Raw genomic sequence first — 16,594 nt, 5'->3', positions numbered from 1 at the left:
GTCAGCGGCCTCCCCGGTCGGTGATGACCGCCCGCATGATCTGCTGGCTGATCCGTGCCGCCTCGCCGCTGCCGCCCTCGCCGGCGTTCTCCAGGAAGACGCAGACCGCCGAGATCGGCTTGCCGGCGCTGTTGATCGCGAACCCGATGAACCAGCCGTGGTCCGGGTTGGTTCCGCCGTTCTCGGCGGTCCCGGTCTTGCCGCCGACCCGGTAGCCGTTGATCCTCGCGTTGGTGCCGCTGCCGTTCTGCACCACGCTGACCATCATCTCTTCGAGCTGGCTGGCCACGTCGGCGCTGACCGGCTCGCGCAGCTCCTTGGGAACCGCGGTGTAGTAGTCGGTGGTGCGGTCCGGGCCAAGCTGCTGCTGCACCAGGTACGGCCGCATCTGCCGCCCGTCGTTCGCGACAGTGGCCGCGATCAGCGCGCCCTGCAACGGGGTCATCTGGACGCTGTTCTGCCCGATGGAGGACTGGGCCACCTGCGGCGGGTCGTCCTTGCCGTCCGGGGTGGTCATCTCGCCGGTACGGCTGGCCGCCACCTTCTGGCCCGAACCGTTCAGCCGGCCGACCGCCAGCTCGTCGTCCTCGAAGCCGAACTGCCTGGCCTCGTCCTTGAGCTTGTCGGCGCCGAGCTTGACCCCGAGCTGGGCGAAGCCGGTGTTGCAGGAGTCGGTCAACGCCGTGTTCAGGGTCACCTGGGCCTGGGGGCAGATGCTCGGCGCCGCGTTGCGGATCGGCTCGCCGGCGGTCGGCGCCAGGTAGCTCGGACCGGCCGGGATCCGGGTGCCGGGCTCGTACCCGTTCTCCAGCGCGGCGGCCGCCATGATGACCTTGAAGGTGGAGCCCGGCGGGAACCTCTCGGAGAGCGCGCGGTTCTTCAGCGGCCCGTCCTTGGCGGCGTCGAGCTGGTTGTACGCGGCCTCGGCCTGCTCGGTGTTGTGGTCGACGAGCGGGTTCGGGTCGAAGCTCGGCATCGAGACGAGCGCCTGGATCGCCCCGGTGGTGGGGTCGATCGCCACCGCCGCGCCCTTGACCGCGTTCCTGCGGTTGTTGGCCAGCTCCCGGTAGGCGACCTCCTGGGCCCGGGGCGAGAGGGTGAGCAGGATGTTCCCGCCGGCCGTCTGGTTGCCGGTGAAGAGGTCCCGCACCCGGTCACCGAAGAGCTGGTCGCTGGTGCCGGCGAGGAACTCGTTCTCGCTCTTCTCGATGCCCGTCTCGGCCAGGTTGACCGGCTTGTAGCCGAGGGCGTGCGCGTACACCTCGCCCTTGGGGTAGGTGCGGAGGAACTTCAGCTTGCCGCTGGTCTCCTTGCTGGTCGCCAGGGGCGTACCGCCGGCCTCGATGATCCCGCGCTTGCGCTCGTACTCGGCGACCTGGACCCGGCCGTTGTAGTCGCTGTTGCGATATTCGTCAGCCTTGTACGCCTGTACGTAGTTGAGGTTGACGAAGAGCAGGCCGAACAGGACCATCACGACGACACCCACCCGGCGCAACGGTGCGTTCACGGTCTGATCACCTCCGTTTGGGCGCCGTGCAACTGTGCCGGCGGTCCGGCGGGTACCCCGCTGGGCCGGGCCGGGGAAGCGGAGTCGACCGGCCGGCGCGCCGCGTCGGAGATCCGGAGCAGGGCCGCGACCAGCAGCCAGTTCGCCATCAGCGACGAACCACCGGCGGAGAGGAACGGCGTGGTCTGGCCGGTGAGCGGGATCAGGCCGCTGACGCCGCCGATGATCACGAAGAGCTGGAGGCAGACGGTGAAGGAGAGTCCGCCGGCGAGCAGCTTGCCGAACGAGTCGCGGACGGCCAGGGCGGCCCGCAGCCCCCGCTCGATGATCAACAGGTAGACCACCAGCAGGGCGGAGAGCCCGAACAGGCCGATCTCCTCACCCAGGCCGGCGAAGACGAAGTCCGTGTGCACCTCGGGGATCTCCGTCGGCTGCCCGGCGCCGGGGCCGGTTCCGAATAGCCCACCGGTACCCAGCCCGAGCAGTCCCTGGAGGGTCTGCCAGCCGGTGCCGTACGGGTCGCCGTACGGGTCGAGCCAGATGTCCACCCGGGTGTAGAAGCTGGCGAAGGGCCCACCGACCACACCGCCGAGGTACCAGGCGAGCACGGCACCGCCGAAGAAGAGCAGCAGACCGATGATCAGCCAGCTGACCCGTTCGGTGGCGATGTAGAGGGTGACCACGAACATGCCGAAGTAGAGCAGCGAGGTGCCGAGGTCCTTCTGGAAGACCAGCACCGCGAGACTGATCAGCCAGACCACGATGACCGGGCCGAGGTCCCGGCCACGGGGGAAGTCGATGCCGAGGAAGCGCCGGCTGGCCAGCGAGAGCACCTCGCGCTTGCGGACCAGGTAGTAGGCGAAGAAGACCAGCAGGGCCAGCTTGGCGAACTCGCCGGGCTGGATGGTGAACCCGCCGAAACTGATCCAGAGTTTGGCGTCCGACTGCGGGTTGACCTGCGAGTACTTGGCGGGCAGCAGGGCCGGGGTGATCACCAGTACGATGCCGGCCAGCACCAGCGTGTAGGCGTACCGGCTGATCGCCCGGTGGTCGCGGATCAGCACCAGCAGCCCGGCGGCGAGCGCCACCGAGAGCAGCGTCCAGGCGAGCTGCCGCCCGCCGGTGCCGGAGAACATGGTCAGGTCGGCCCGCTCGTCCGGGGTGGCCCGGCCCAGGTCCAGCCGGCGCAGGAAGGCGACGCCGAGACCGTTGACCAGGGCGACCGCCGGCACGAGCACCGGATCGGCGTACGGCGCCAGGAACCGGACCACCACGTGGATCGCCAGGAAGACGGCGGTGATCGACGCGATCGGTACCCAGAAGTCGAAGGTCACCGTGTCGAGCAGGTTCGCCTCGGCCGTCGCCGCGTACGCCGCGACGACGACCATGGCCAGCAGCAGCAGTGCCAGTTCGGCGTTCCGCCTGGACCTGGCGGCGACTCGGACACGTGGCAGCTCGCCCGTGGGTGCGGGCGTCGATGCCGATCCAGGCGGGGCGGTCACGTGAGTTCCCTCGGATCGTCGGAGCTGACGCTCACTCGATCGACCGGCATCCCGCGGGGTCGGTGACCGGCGGGATCGGGTCGGACGGTGGCGCGTCGGGCGTGTCCGCCGGGGTGGCGGTCGCCTGCACGGTCTGGCCGGGGGTAGGAGTGGGTGCGGTCGTGGCCGGCGGGGTGGCGCTCGGCGTGGGGATGGGGATGGGGGTGGCGCTCGGCTGGCAGAGCGGCTTCAGGTTGGGGTTGCCGGGGTCCTCGTTCGTCAGCTCCGCGAGCCGGCGTTCCGCGTCCGGCTCGTCGTCGGCCTGGATGCCCTGCCTCACCTGCTCCTGGGCGGCGTCGGTCAGGTCGTCCAGCTTCGTCGGACTGGTCGCGTGCACGTTCGACAGTTCGAGCCCGGCGATCCGGCCCGGAATGCCCTGGAAGACCGCGAGCTGGCCGTCGTCGGTGGCACCGACGTAGTACTGCCGCTGGCTGTAGTCCCAGCCGAACCAGAGTCCGGCGCCGACCACCCCGAGCAGCGCCACCACGAGTACGGCGGTGCGCAGCGGGCGCCGACGGGGGCGCTCGGACTCGTCGTCGGCGGAGGGTTCGGGCTCGTTCTGCTCCGGCGAGGCCGGACGCGGCGGGGAGAGTGCCGAGGCCCGGGCGGCCGGCGTCGAGTCGTCGGCCGAGGTCGCCATGCCCCGGTCCCGGGACGCCGCACCGCCGACGATCGGGGCCGCCTCCAGGATGTCCTGGTCGCTGGCGTCCGCGATGATCACGGTGATGTTGTCCGGGCCGCCACCCCTGAGCGCGAGCTGCACCAGCCGCTCGACGCACGCCTGGGGGTCCTTGATGTTGCGCAGCGTCTCGCCGATGGTCTCCGCGCTCACCACGCCGGAGAGCCCGTCGCTACAGATCAGGTAGCGGTCACCGGTACGCACCTGGCGTACGGAGTATTCGGGGTCGATGTCGCGGCCGTCCAGCGCGCGGGTGAGCAGCGACCGCTGCGGGTGGCTGCTCGCCTCCTCCAGGCTGATCCGGCCCTCGTCGACGAGCATCTGGACGTACGTGTCGTCCTTGGTGATCTGGGCGAACTCGCCGTCACGGAGCAGGTAGGCGCGGGAGTCACCGATGTGCACCATGCCGATCTTGCTGCCCGAGAAGAGCAGAGCGGTGAGCGTGGTGCCCATCCCCTCGAGATGCGGATTGGCGTCCACCGTGTCGCGCAACTGTTGGTTGGCGGTGTCCACGGCCGATCGCAGCGCATCGACGAGGGCGTCACCCGGGACGTCCTCGTCGAGCGGGGCCATGGCACCGATGACGATGTTGCTGGCGACGTCACCGGCGGCCATCCCGCCCATGCCGTCGGCCACGGCGAGAAGCCGCGGCCCGGCATAGACGGAATCCTGGTTGCCGTCTCGGATCAGCCCGCGGTCGCTGTGCGCCGCGTAACGCATGGTCAGAGTCATGGCCGTAATTCGAGAGAAGTGCGGCCGATCCGGATCGGCACGCCGAGGGGGACGGGGGTAGGTCCGGTGACCTTAGCGCGATCGAGGTAGGTCCCGTTAGTCGAGCCGAGATCTTCGACGTACCACTGCCCGTTGCGCGGCACGAGCCGGGCGTGCCGGGCCGAGGCGTAGTCGTCGGTGATCACCAGCGTCGAGTCCTCCGCCCGGCCGATGGTGATCTGCGCTTCGCCGAGCGTTATTCGTGTGCCGGCGAGCTGACCCGCGGTCACGACCAACTGGTGCGCCGCCCGGCCCCGTTTGACCTTCGCCGGTTTGTTCTGTCCCAGCGCCGCGGCCCCCACCCCGCGCGGCGCGGCGACGAGGCGACTGGACCTCGCGCCGGCGAAGAGGTCCCGACGGATCACTCCGACCACCGTGAAGACGAAGATCCACAGCAGGACGATGAAACCGATCCGGGCAACGGTGATGACGAATGGGGGCAAGGTGGTTAGCCGTCCACGCGGAAGGTCAGGGTGGTGGTGCCGAGCTGGATCATGTCGCCCGGGTTGAGCGCCACGGCGGAGACCCGCTGCCCGTTGACCATAGTGCCGTTCGTCGACCCGAGGTCGGTGAGCACCACCTGGGCGCCGTCGAAGTCGAGTCGGGCGTGCCGGCGGGAGATGCCGACATCCGGCAGCCGCAGGTTCGCCTGGTCGCCCCGGCCGATCACGGTCGAACCCATCTGCAACGGATAGGTACGGCCGTCACCGGAGACCAGCCGGATGTTGCGGCCGCCGGCACCGTGCCCGGGCGGTGGGCCGTAGCCGCCGCCCTGGTCGTACGGCGGGTAGCCGCCGGGCTGCTGGTCGTATGGCGAGGAGTGCACCGGTGCCACGTCGCCACCGGTGTAGACCTCGGCGGTGACCCGGAACATCCCTGTGTCGAGGCCGTCCCCGCGCTCGATCTCGACGATGACGTCGCCGTAGACGGTCCACGCCTGCTCGCCGATGAACTCCGCCTGCGACTGGGCCAGTTCCTGGGCCAGCGCGGCGGCGTACGGCGCCAGCCGACTGTGGTCGTACGGCGAGAGATCGATCACGTAGCGGTTGGGTACCAGAGTGCGCCCACCGGCGAGGATCGCCTTGTGCGCCTCTGCCTCCCGCTGCATCGCGTTGAGGATCTCGACGGGGTGCACGACCCCTTTGAACACCTTTGCGAAGGCCCCCTCGACCAGGCCCTCCAGACGCTTCTCAAAGCGTTGCAGCACGCTCACCGGCTCCTCCTCGGGTTCCGAGGACATGATGGTATCCGGCCGCCGCACGTGCGGCTCGCACGCCGCTCGGCCGCCTGCTGCCGGCCTCTCCTCAGCGGCCGGGATAGTCGTGCTACTCTTCCATCCGCTGCGGGCGGTAACGCCCACAGCGGCAGTAGGGACAGCGTAGTATGTCCCGGCACATGCCGAAGAGTGGGCTCCGGAGACGATTGTTATTGTCCTGTGGCGCACTCGGGGGGATGAGTCGGGTTGTCCCGGGCCTCTCGTCGAGAGGGCACGGGGCGACGCGGGTCACGCCTCGCAAGGGGAAGTGGCGGAATGGCAGACGCGCACGGTTCAGGTCCGTGTGCCCGAAAGGGCGTGGGGGTTCAACTCCCCCCTTCCCCACCGCTTCGAGGGGCTCCGTGGTGACACGGGGCCCCTCGTTCATATTGGGGCAAAGGCGCCACCGCGCTATGCTCCGGTGGTTTTCCGACCCAAGGGCAACCCAGGAGTGCGTGTGACAGTCGCGTTGGTGACCGGATCCGGCGGCCTGATCGGCTCCGAGGCGGTTCGGCACTTCGCCGGGCTCGGCCTCGACGTGGTCGGAATCGACAACGACATGCGGCGACGCTTCTTCGGCGCCGAGGCCTCCACCGCGTGGAACGTACTGCGGCTCACCAGTGACCTCGGCGACGCGTACACGCACCACGACGTCGACATCCGCGACCGGGACGCGCTGGCGGAGATCTTCAGGCGGTACGGCCGGGACATCGGCGTGGTGATCCACACCGCGGCGCAGCCCTCGCACGACTGGGCCCTGCGTGACCCGTTCACCGACTTCGACGTCAACGCGGGCGGCACCCTCAACGTCCTGCAGAACGTCCGTGAGCACTGCATCGACGCGCCGGTGATCCACTGCTCCACCAACAAGGTCTACGGCGACCGGCCGAACAGCCTCCCGCTGATCGAGCAGGAGACCCGCTGGGAACTCGCGGCCGACCACCCGTACTTCGACGGCATCAAGGAGGACATGTCGATCGACGGCTCACTGCACTCGGTCTTCGGCGCCTCCAAGGTCGCCGCCGACGTGATGGTGCAGGAGTACGGCCGCTACTTCGGCATGAAGACCGCCTGCTTCCGGGGCGGCACGCTGACCGGCCCGGCGCACTCCGCCACCGAACTGCACGGCTTCCTCGGTTACGTGATGCGCTGCAACATGGAGCGCCGGACGTACAAGATCTTCGGGTACAAGGGGAAGATGGTCCGGGACGCGATCCACAGCCACGACGTGGTCGCGGCCTTCGAGGCGTTCTTCCGGGAGCCCCGCTCGGCGGCGGTCTACAACCTCGGCGGCGGTCGGCACTCGAACTGCTCGCACCTGGAGGCGTTCGCGCTGGCCGAGCAGATCACCGGGGAGCAGATGGTCACCGAATACCACGAGGCCAACCGGGTCGGCGACCACCAGTGGTGGATCGGCTCGAACGCCGCCTTCCAGCGTGACTACCCGCACTGGAAGCAGATCTACGACGTGCCGATGATCCTCCAGGAGATCTACGACGCCAACGTCGACAAGTGGATACCGCGGTGAACCTTTCCAGCCGTGAGGACGGCGACCAGCGGGGCAGGGGGAGACTGTGATCTCGCGGGGTAAGCGCAACGTCCTCGGCGTACTTGTCGACGCGATCGACTACGAGGCCGCGACCGAGCAGGTGGTGTCCGCCGGGCGGGAGCGCCGGTCGATGGCGTTGACCGCGCTGGCCGTGCACGGGGTGATGACCGGGGTGCTCGACCCGGCGCACAACGCCCGGCTCAACGCCTTCGACGTGGTCACCCCGGACGGCCAGCCCGTGCGCTGGGCGCTCAACCTGCTGCACCGCGCCGCCCTGGCCGAGCGGGTCTACGGCCCCGACCTGACGCTCAGCGTGCTGGCCAGGTTCGCCGACGAGGGCATGCCGGTCTATCTCTACGGCTCCACCGACGAGACCCTGGCCCGGCTGATCCCGGAACTGGAGCGGATGTTCCCGGCCCTGAAGATCGCCGGGGTGGAGTCGTCGAAGTTCCGGCCGGCCCGCCCGGGCGAGGACGCCGAGATCGCCGACCGGATCCGCGCCTCCGGCGCCCGGCTCGTACTCGTCGGGCTCGGCTGTCCCCGGCAGGAGGTCTTCGCGTACGCGATGCGACCGCTGCTGGACATGCCGCTGATGGCGGTCGGGGCGGCCTTCGACTACCACGCCGGCCTGCTCCGCAAGCCTCCACCGTGGATGCAGCGGGTGGGGCTGGAGTGGCTGTGGCGGTTCGGTCTGGAGCCGAAGCGCCTCTTCCACCGGTACATGGTGCTCAACCCGGCGTACGTGGCCCGGCTGACCGCGCAGCGGCTCGGCATCTGGAAGGCCAACCCGCCGGCTCCGGCGAACGACCGCCCGGCCAGCTTCGCGGTCTGACCGGCCCGGACGCGGCGGAGGTAGGGCTGCCCCTACCCGGGAAAGGCCGGTCGCCGGGAGTGTCCCGGGGTGCCCGGTCCGATTGACTTCCCGCTATGGACGCGGTGCGGCTGGCGGAGGTCGGCAGACGGTACGGCTCGGGCGGCGGCGCGGTGACCGCGCTTGACCGGATGACGCTCGGCTTCGGGACCGGCCCGTACACGGTGCCGACGGGTCCGTCGGGTTCCGCCAGGAGCACGCTGTCGCGGGTCGCGCCGTGCTGACGCTCGCCGGCCAGACGTTCCGGAGCCGCTGGACCGCGTTCGTGGGTACCTTCGTCGCGCTCGGTCTCGGCGTCTGCCTGCTCGCCACCACCGGGCTCGCCCTGGCGTCCAGCGTCAGCGGTCCGGACCGGGCCACCGAGTGGTACCGGAACGCCGACGTGGTGGTGGCCGGACCGAGGTCGGTGAGTGTCACCACGGGTACCGGCGACGAGCGGTACACCTCGACCACGGACACGGCGTACTCGCGGCCGGTGCCGGTCGAGTTGGCGGCCCGGCTGGGTACGGTGCCGGGGGTCGTCGCGGCGGTACCCGACCGTCAGGTCCCGGTGGATCTGGCCGGTACGGCGGGAATCGCCCGCCCCTGGTCGGTCTCGGCACTCGGCGGGTACGGCCCGCTGGTGGGTGAGCCGCCTACTGTGGACGGTGAACTGGTCGCCGCCTCGCCGGGCGGGCACCGGCCGGGTGACCGGATCCCGGTGCAGACCCCGGACGGGCCACGGACGTTCACCGTCAGCGGCGTCCTGACCCCGCCGACCGCAACACCCGACACGCCGGAGAACGGGAACGGGCCGGGCGGCGGGAACGGGCCGGTGAAGAGGGACGGGCCGGGCGGCGCAGGGCGGGTGGACGACGGGGAGGCGCCGGTCGTCGTCTTCATCACCGACCGGGCCGCCGCCGAGCTGGCCGGGGATCGGATCACCGCCGTGGCACTGCGGGCCGGCGACGGGATCTCCACCGGCGCGCTGGCCGCGCGGGTCCGGGCCGCCGCGCCCGGGTTCCGGGTGCTCACCGGTGACGACCGGCGGGCCGCCGAGCCGGATCCGGACGGCGAGGAGCTGGCGATCGCGGCGTCGTTGCTGGGTACCACCGCCGGGGTGGCGATCTTCGTCTCGGTCTTCGTGGTCGCCGGTACCTTCTCGTTCGCGGTCGCCCAGCGCCGGCGCGAGTTCGCCCTGCTGCGTACCACGGGTGCCACGCCCCGGCAGATCCGCCGGCTGGTGCTCGGCGAGGCGGTACTCGTCGGGGTACTGGCCGGGCTGGCCGGCAGCCTGCTGAGCCTGGTCACCGCGCCGCCGTACGCGCACTGGCTGGCCCGGTCCGGGTTCGCGCCGGAGGACTTCACCGCCCGGTTCGTCCTCTGGCCGCTGCTCGCGGCGTCCGGGGCGGGTCTGCTGGTCGCCCTGCTCGGCGCCGGGGTCGCGGCCCGGCGGGCGGCCCGGGTACGCCCGATCGAGGCGCTGCGGGAGGCGTCGGTCGACACCCGGGTGATGGGTTGGGGGCGGTGGCTGTTCGGACTGCTCTTCCTCGGCGGCGCGGTGCTGCTGCTCGCCGTGCTGCCGGAGATCGGGGTCTCGGACGGGCTGGCCATGGTGATGCTGGTCGCCCAGCTGGGCCTGGCCGCCGCCGGGCTGCTGGCGCCGGTGCTGATCCGGGTGCTGGTGCCGCTGTTCGGCGTCCTGCTGTGGGGGCCCACCGGCGCGATCGCCCGGTCGAGTGCGTCGGGCGCGCTGCGCCGTACCTCCGCCACCGCCGGGCCGATCCTGGTCACCGTCGGCATCGCGGCCACCACGCTGCCGCTGACCGCGACGCTCTGGCAGGCCGAGCAGAGTTCCGCTCGGGAGCGGGTCATCGCGGGTGCGGTGGCGACCGCGAGCGGCCCGGTCGGGTTCGCCGAGCCGACGGTCGCGGCACTGGGCCGGGTCACCGGGGTACGCGCCGCCGTGCCGAGCCGGCAGACCGAGGTGTACGTGCGCAGCGACGACTACCCCGAGGAGTACTCCGCCCGGTATGTAGGTGCGGGGCTGGACCGGGTACTGCGACTGCCTGTGGTGGCGGGGTCGCTCGACGGGCTGACCGGTACCGACACGGTGGCGGTGAGTCGCTCGATGGGCTGGCAAGTGGGCGAGCGGGTCCAGGTGTGGCTCGCCGACTCGACCGAGGTGCGCCTGCGGGTGGTGGCCGTACTCGTCGACTCGATCGACCTGGACCGAACCCTGCTGCTGCCCTGGGAGCTGGGCCGGGCGCACCGGCCGGGCGGCGGCGCCGACGTCGTCTACCTGGACGGCGGCGACCCGGTGGCGCTCGACGCGGCGGCCGTCGCCGGTGGCGGGCGGGTGCTGCCCACCGCCGAGCACCTGGTGGTGGGGGACGCCGTGCAGTACGAGCGGAACCGGGTGGCGCTGCTGGCGGTGCTCGGGATGGCGTTGCTCTACACAGGCATCGCGATCGCGAACACGCTGGTGATGGCGACGAACGACCGGCGACGGGAGCTGGCGGTGCTGCGGTTGACCGGGGCGACTCCCGGGCAGGTGCTGCGGATGGTCGGGCTGGAGGCGGTGCTGGTGGGGCTCGCCGGCACGGCGCTCGCCGGGCTGGTGGCCGCCGCGATGCTGGCGGGGCTGCGGGCCCGGCTGGCCGAGTTGGTGGCGCAGCCGCAGGTGAGCGTGCCGTGGTTGCCGATCACGCTGATCGCGGCGGGGTGCCTGCTCGCCGCCGTACTGGCCAGCGTGGTGCCGACGGTGCTGGCACTGCGTACCCCGGCCGCGCGGCTCGCGGGGATGCGGGAGTAGGGCCGAGTCCCCCCTGTCGCTCGGGATAGCGCTTTCCTATGCTGGGCCGATGATGAGGATCGACCAGGGCCTGACCCCGTCCGCGCTGTTACCCAAGATCGAACGACTCTGGGACGCCTCCGCCCAGAAAATCGACTCGATCGAGAAGACCTGCCCGCCCGGCGCCGCCTCGCCGGTCTTCACCGTCGACGGGCAGTACACCGCGCGGGGCTGGACCGAGTGGACCCAGGGCTTCCAGTACGGCTCCGCGCTGCTCCAGTTCGACGCCACCGGCGAGCGGCGGTTCCTCGACTCCGGGCGGGAGCAGACCGTCGCGGTGATGGCCAGCCACGTCAGCCACATCGGCGTACACGACCACGGGTTCAACAACGTCAGCACGTACGGGAACCTGTGGCGGCTGATGAACGAGGGGCGGATCCCGGCCGACCGCGCCGAGCGGGACTTCTACGAGCTGGCGCTCAAGCTGACCGGCGCGGTCCAGGCGGCCCGCTGGCGTACCACGGCGGACGGCACCGGCTACGTCTACTCGTTCAACGGGCCGCAGTCGCTCTTCGTCGACACCATCCGGTCCTGCCGGGCGCTCGCCGTGTCACACCTGCTCGGGCACGTGCTGATGGGCGAGCGGGACGAGCGGATCTCGCTGCTGCGCCGACTGGTCGAGCACGCCGGCAACACTGCCCGGTGGAACGTCTACTACGGCGAGGGCCGGGACAGCTACGACATCCTCGGGCGGACCGCGCACGAGTCGATCTTCAACGTGAACGACGGCAGCTACCGCTGCCCGAGCACCCAGCAGGGGTACTCGCCCTTCAGCACCTGGACCCGGGGACTGGCCTGGGCGATGCTCGGCTTCCCGGAGCAGCTCGAATTCCTCGCGATCGTGCCCGACGAGGAACTGGCCCCGTACGGTGGCCGGGCCGAGATCGAGGCGACGATGCTGAAGGCGGCCACCGCCACCTGCGACTTCTACCTCGCGCACACCCCCACCGACGGCGTGCCGTACTGGGACACCGGCGCGCCCGGCCTGGTCCACCTCGGCGACTACCTGGACCGGCCGGCCGACCCGTACAACGCGCACGAGCCGGTGGACTCCTCGGCTGCGGCGATCGGGGCGCAGGGGCTGCTCCGGCTCGGCCGCCACCTCGACCGGGCCGGCCGGACCGAAGAGGGGCGGAAGTACTGGCAGGCCGGGCTGACCGTCGCCGACACGCTCTTCGGCGAGCCGTACCTGAGCACCGACGCCCGCCACCAGGGCCTGCTGCTGCACTCGGTCTACCACCGGCCCAACGGCTGGGACCACGTACCGGCCGGGCAGCGGGTGCCGAACGGCGAGTCGAGCATGTGGGGCGACTACCACGCCCGGGAACTGGCCCTCTATCTCCAGCGGATCGCCCGGGACGAGCCGTACTACACCTTCTTCGGCCTGATCGGGGCGAAGGCGTGACCGGCCGCCCGGTGGCGGTGGTGACCGGCGGGTCGCGGGGGATCGGTCGCGGCGTGGTGCTCGCGCTGGCCGGCGCCGGCCACGACGTGGTGGTCAACTACGCCAGCAACGCCGACGCGGCGGCAGATGTCGGCAAGGAGGTCGAGGCCCGGGGCAGCCGGGCCCACCTGGTCCGGGCCGACGTCTCCCGGGCCGAGGACCGGCAGCGCCTGGTCGACGAGACGATCGCGGCGTTCGGCCGGATCGACCTGCTGGTCAGCAACGCCGGGGTCGCGCCGAGCGTCCGGGCAGACCTGCTGGAGGCCGGGGAGGAGTCCTTCGACCGGCTGGTCGGCATCAACCTCAAGGGGCCGTACTTCCTGATCCAGATCGTCGCCAACACGATGATCGCGCAGCAGGCCGCCGGGCTGGTGGAACGGCCGAAGATCGTGGTGATGTCGTCGATGAGCGCGTACACGGCCAGCGTCAACCGGGGCGACTACTGCGTCACCAAGGCCGGCCTGGCGATGACCGCCCAGCTCTACGCCGCCCGGCTGGCCGAGTACGGGATCAACGTCTACGAGATCCGGCCCGGCGTGATCGAGACCGACATGACCGGCCCGGTCAAGGCCAGGTACGACGATCTCATCTTCAACCAGGGGCTGACCCCGATCCGGCGCTGGGGACAACCCGACGACGTCGGCCGGGCCGTCGTGGCGGTCGCCACCGACCTGCTCCCGTTCAGCACCGGCGAGGTGATCAACGTGGACGGCGGTTTCCACCTCCGCACCCTCTGAGGTGCAAGGAAGGGCCCCTTCTTATACAAAAAGCGATAAGAAGGGGCCCTTCCTTGCAGGAAAGCCTAGAGGGTGAGGGTCCAGGCGTTGATGTAGCCGGTGTCGCCGGAGTAGACGTCCCGCACCTGCAACCGCCAGAGACCGTTGGCCGTCTCGCCGGAGAGGTTGACGGTGTACGTCGCGTTCACGTTGTCGGCACCGTCGAAGATGCTGCTGTTCTTCAGCCGGTAGCTGCTGCCGTCCGGAGCGATCAGGTCGATGACCAGGTCACCCCGGTAGGTGTGCACGATCTGCACGGCCACCGTGGAGGTGTTGGAGGCGTTCCGGTTGCAGCCGGAGATGGTGATCCCGCTCGTCACGTTGACGTTGGTGTCCGGGATGGCCACGTCGGCCGTGTTGCCGGCCGTGCAACCGCTGCTGCTGCCGGTCACCGTCAGCGTGAACGGGGTGCTCCGGGTCGCCGACGTCCCGGTACCGGTGATGGTCAGCGGGTACGTCCCCGGCGGGGTGGCGGCGGAGGTGGCGATGGTCAGCGTGGCCGAGCCACCCGAGGTGACCGTGGCCGGGCTGAACGTGGCGGTGGCACCGCTCGGCAGGCCGCTCGCCGAGAAGGTCACCGACTGCGCCGAGCCGGCAGTGGTGGCGGTGGCGACGGTGGCCGACACCGAACCGCCCGGCGTCGTCGACCCGGTGCCCGGCGAGACCGAGACCGAGAAGTCGTTTGCCGGCGCCTCGTTGACCACGTAGAGCAGCCGGTTCGGGGTGCCGGTGCCCACGTTTGTCACCACGTTCGGGGTGGAGTTGTTCACCAGGTGGTCGCGGACCTGCTGCGGCGTCCAGGTGGGGTTGGTGGAGAGCACCATCGCCGCCGCGCCGGCCACGTGCGGCGACGCCATCGAGGTACCGCTGATGGTGTTGGTCGCGGTGTTGCTGTTGTACCAGGCGGAGGTGATCCCGACCCCCGGCGCCAGGATGTCGACGCAGGTGCCGTAGTTGGAGAAGCTCGCCGCCGCGTCGTTGTTCTGGGTGGCGCCGACCGTGATGGCGTTCGGCACCCGGGCCGGGGAGTAGTTGCAGGCGTCCTGCCGTACACCGAGGGTGTTGCCGTTGCCGGCCGCGACCACGTAGGTGATGCCGGCGTTTATGGAGTTGTTGACCGCGGTGTCGATGGCGCTGTCCGCCGAGCCGCCGAGGCTCATGTTGGCCACGGCCGGGCGTACCGCGTTCGCGGTCACCCAGTCCATCCCGGCCACCACCTGGGCGGTGGTGCCGCTGCCGGAGCAGTTCAGCACGCGTACGCCGTAGATCCGGGCCGACTTGGCCACCCCGTACGAGCTGCCGCCGACGGTACCGGCGACGTGCGTGCCGTGCCCGTGGCAGTCGTCGGCCGTACCGCCGTCGATCGCGTCGAACCCACTGACCGCCCGGCCGCCGAACTCGTTGTGGCTGAACCGGATTCCGGTGTCGATGACGTACGTGTTCACGTTCGACGCCGTGTTCGGGTACGTGTACGAGCTGTTCAGCGGCAGGTTGCGCTGGTCGATCCGGTCGAGGCCCCAGGACGGGGGGTTCGGCTGGGTACCGCTGACCTGGAACGTCTTGTTCTGCTCGACGTACGCCACGCTCGGGTCAGCGGCGATCCGCCGCGCGGCCCGCGCGGTGGTGCTGATCTCGAAGCCCCGCAGTGCGGCGCTGTAGGTGCGGCCCACCTTGCCGCCGTGCTTGCCGATCAGGCCCCGGGCCGTCGTCGACACGTTGGTACGGGCGACCGCGGTGTCCTTGAACACCACGATGTAACTGTCGGCGACGGCATTCGCGCTGCCGACGCCCCGGACCGGCGCTTCCGGTGGAGCCGCGGCGGCCGGCACGGCGGCAGCGGCGATCATGGCCAGAGTGGACACTCCGACGACTACGGACCTACGAGGGAGACTCATCTCCCCTCCTCCCCTCCGATCGGTGCACGACCGCCCGCCCCCGTTGGATGGCGGGTCAGCACGACCGATCGAGCTGACACTAGTCAGAAGCCCTGCCGAACAGTAGATCCCGAACGTTCTATCTCTGCGGAAAGATGGTCGTCGCTGCCTGCGTCGTCGTCGCACCCCCTACGGGTGGCTTCTCCGGGGATCGGTGGGGCGGGCCCCGGATTCGCCGGAGCCGAAATCGGGCAAGGCTGATGGCATGTACACCGATCTCGCCATCCTGCTCGCGATCGCCGCCGTCTGGCTCGCGGCTGGTCTCGTCGTCGAGGGGCTGCCGCAGTTGCGGGCAGCGCGACCGCTGCGCCGGCGTACCGGACTGCTCCTCGGGCTGGTCGGCGCCGGCCTGGCCGGGCTGGCCGGGGTACTGCTGGCCGGGCTGGTGGAGGCGGAGCCGACGCTCGCCGACCGTACCGCCACCGGGCTCGCGCTGCCGGCGGTGCCCGCGGTCGTCGTCGCGGCGGTGACCGTACGCCGGCTGCGACAGATCTGGGCCGGCGCGGGCGCCTTCGCCTCGGCGCCGGAGACCCCGGCCCCGCCCGCGCTGCGCGCCGCCGCCGCGCACCCGATGATCGCCCTGCCGGTGCAGGTGACCGGTCTGGTCATGCTGCCGGCACTGGTCACCGCCACCGGTCTGGTGCCGCTGACCGATCCGGGCATGATCGGCCTGGTGCTCACCGTGGCGGTGCTCGCGGTCGCCACCATCGGGGTACGGCACGCGCTGCGGCACAGCCGCCTGGTGGAGCGGGCGGTCACCCTACGGTCGCGGTCATCGCGTCCGGCTGGCGTCCTGCACGTATAGCAGTTCGAGGATCGCCCGGGCGGCCTCGAACCAGCGGTCGAGCCAGAGCGAGTTCGGGACGCTGCCCTTGGGCGGCAGTTCCAGCAGCAGCCCGCGCAGCAGTGGGTGGTCGACGAGCGGCTCGGTCGGCGGGGTGTCGGGCCAGCCGGCCGGCGGAAAGACCGGCTCGGTCAGGCCGCCCATGTCCAGCGACGGCAGCGTCGGCGCACGCTCCGGCGGCACCGCGGCCAGGCTCGCACCCAGCTCGGAGACCCGCTCCGCCGGGGCGCCCTCGGCCGGGCCGAGGTTGGTGTCGACCGGCGCCTCCTCCACCGTGGCGCCGCTGTCCCTGCGGGCACCCCGGTACTTGCCGCCGAACCGTTCCGACTTGGCGGAACCGTTGCCCAGATTTTCCGACCCGATCGTCATCCGTCTCGCCTGCCTCGCTCGGTTTGCGAACCCCCTGCGGGCGGGTCGGTCATGCCGACTCTCACCGTCTGGTACAACGACCCGGCCGGTCACCGGCGACGGCCAGCCCTCGGTCGTCGGGCGGCCAGCGTCCGGGCGTGGGGCGGCCGGGACGCGGCCAGCGCGGCCATCCGGGCAGCTTCGGCGCTGGCCGGGTGACCGCGCTGGGTCGATCGCCGGTG

15 protein-coding genes and 1 tRNA gene are annotated in these 16,594 nt (G+C 71.0%); 9 read left to right on the top strand and 7 right to left on the bottom strand.

Annotated elements, in window-relative coordinates; translation table 11 throughout:
• Position 1 precedes the first annotated feature (1 nt).
• The 5 genes from CLT71_RS22820 to CLT71_RS22800 form a co-directional block, all read right to left on the bottom strand.
• A complete protein-coding gene (locus CLT71_RS22820; RefSeq protein WP_101368898.1) occupies positions 2-1,507 on the bottom strand; it encodes a penicillin-binding transpeptidase domain-containing protein in 1,506 nt (501 codons plus the stop codon).
• A complete protein-coding gene (locus CLT71_RS22815) occupies positions 1,504-2,895 on the bottom strand; it encodes an FtsW/RodA/SpoVE family cell cycle protein (protein WP_101371704.1) in 1,392 nt (463 codons plus the stop codon). The genes CLT71_RS22820 and CLT71_RS22815 overlap by 4 nt, the downstream gene beginning before the upstream one ends.
• Positions 2,896-3,040: 145 nt before the next feature.
• The gene (locus tag CLT71_RS22810; RefSeq protein ID WP_101368897.1) at positions 3,041-4,459 is read right to left on the bottom strand and encodes a protein phosphatase 2C domain-containing protein; all 1,419 of its coding nucleotides are present in this window, start codon (positions 4,457-4,459) and stop codon (positions 3,041-3,043) included.
• Positions 4,456-4,941, bottom strand: coding sequence for an FHA domain-containing protein FhaB/FipA (locus CLT71_RS22805; RefSeq protein WP_101368896.1), 486 nt, complete (start codon positions 4,939-4,941; stop codon positions 4,456-4,458). Before CLT71_RS22805 ends, CLT71_RS22810 begins: the two co-directional genes overlap by 4 nt.
• A gap of 5 nt (positions 4,942-4,946) precedes the next feature.
• Entirely contained in the window at positions 4,947-5,738 is a 792-nt protein-coding gene (locus tag CLT71_RS22800; RefSeq protein ID WP_101371703.1) for an FHA domain-containing protein, read from the bottom strand.
• Between the two features lie 277 nt (positions 5,739-6,015).
• Here CLT71_RS22800 and CLT71_RS22795 point away from each other — a divergent pair.
• The 7 genes from CLT71_RS22795 to CLT71_RS22770 all read left to right on the top strand — a co-directional run bounded on the left by CLT71_RS22795 (position 6,016) and on the right by CLT71_RS22770 (position 13,187).
• A tRNA-Leu gene (locus CLT71_RS22795) sits at positions 6,016-6,098 on the top strand.
• Positions 6,099-6,210: 112 nt separating this feature from the next.
• Positions 6,211-7,281: an NAD-dependent epimerase/dehydratase family protein gene (locus tag CLT71_RS22790; protein ID WP_101368895.1), complete on the top strand. Its 1,071-nt coding sequence runs from the start codon at positions 6,211-6,213 to the stop codon at positions 7,279-7,281.
• A 46-nt stretch (positions 7,282-7,327) separates the two neighbouring features.
• A complete protein-coding gene (locus tag CLT71_RS22785) occupies positions 7,328-8,134 on the top strand; it encodes a WecB/TagA/CpsF family glycosyltransferase (protein WP_101368894.1) in 807 nt (268 codons plus the stop codon).
• Between the two features lie 95 nt (positions 8,135-8,229).
• Positions 8,230-8,397, top strand: coding sequence for a P-loop NTPase family protein (locus CLT71_RS37090; protein ID WP_158242281.1), 168 nt, complete (start codon positions 8,230-8,232; stop codon positions 8,395-8,397).
• Entirely contained in the window at positions 8,391-10,967 is a 2,577-nt protein-coding gene (locus tag CLT71_RS22780) for an ABC transporter permease (protein WP_101368893.1), read from the top strand. Before CLT71_RS37090 ends, CLT71_RS22780 begins: the two co-directional genes overlap by 7 nt.
• 49 nt (positions 10,968-11,016) lie before the next feature.
• A complete protein-coding gene (locus tag CLT71_RS22775; protein ID WP_199187684.1) occupies positions 11,017-12,411 on the top strand; it encodes a hypothetical protein in 1,395 nt (464 codons plus the stop codon).
• Complete coding sequence (locus CLT71_RS22770; RefSeq protein ID WP_101368891.1) at positions 12,408-13,187, top strand: 3-ketoacyl-ACP reductase; 780 nt, start codon at positions 12,408-12,410, stop codon at positions 13,185-13,187. Before CLT71_RS22775 ends, CLT71_RS22770 begins: the two co-directional genes overlap by 4 nt.
• Positions 13,188-13,252: 65 nt before the next feature.
• Here CLT71_RS22770 and CLT71_RS22765 read toward each other — a convergent pair whose 3' ends face one another.
• A complete protein-coding gene (locus CLT71_RS22765) occupies positions 13,253-15,121 on the bottom strand; it encodes a S8 family serine peptidase (RefSeq protein WP_101368890.1) in 1,869 nt (622 codons plus the stop codon).
• A gap of 244 nt (positions 15,122-15,365) precedes the next feature.
• Here CLT71_RS22765 and CLT71_RS22760 point away from each other — a divergent pair, with 244 nt between their 5' ends.
• On the top strand, positions 15,366-15,965 hold the full coding sequence (locus CLT71_RS22760; RefSeq protein ID WP_101368889.1) for a hypothetical protein: 600 nt from the start codon (positions 15,366-15,368) through the stop codon (positions 15,963-15,965).
• On the opposite strand, the gene CLT71_RS22755 is transcribed toward CLT71_RS22760, so the two are convergent.
• Complete coding sequence (locus CLT71_RS22755; RefSeq protein ID WP_101368888.1) at positions 15,933-16,373, bottom strand: hypothetical protein; 441 nt, start codon at positions 16,371-16,373, stop codon at positions 15,933-15,935. The genes CLT71_RS22760 and CLT71_RS22755 overlap by 33 nt on opposite strands.
• Positions 16,374-16,424: 51 nt before the next feature.
• Between CLT71_RS22755 and CLT71_RS37085 the strand changes: the two genes are divergently transcribed.
• Positions 16,425-16,571 (top strand): hypothetical protein, encoded by a 147-nt coding sequence (locus CLT71_RS37085; RefSeq protein ID WP_158242280.1) that lies wholly within the window; start codon positions 16,425-16,427, stop codon positions 16,569-16,571.
• The last annotated feature ends 23 nt before the right edge of the window (positions 16,572-16,594 follow it).

Source organism: Plantactinospora sp. CNZ320, from assembly GCF_002846275.1.
The sequence above is the reverse complement of the archived record's forward strand: the minus strand, read 5'-3'. Positions and strand labels throughout refer to the sequence as shown.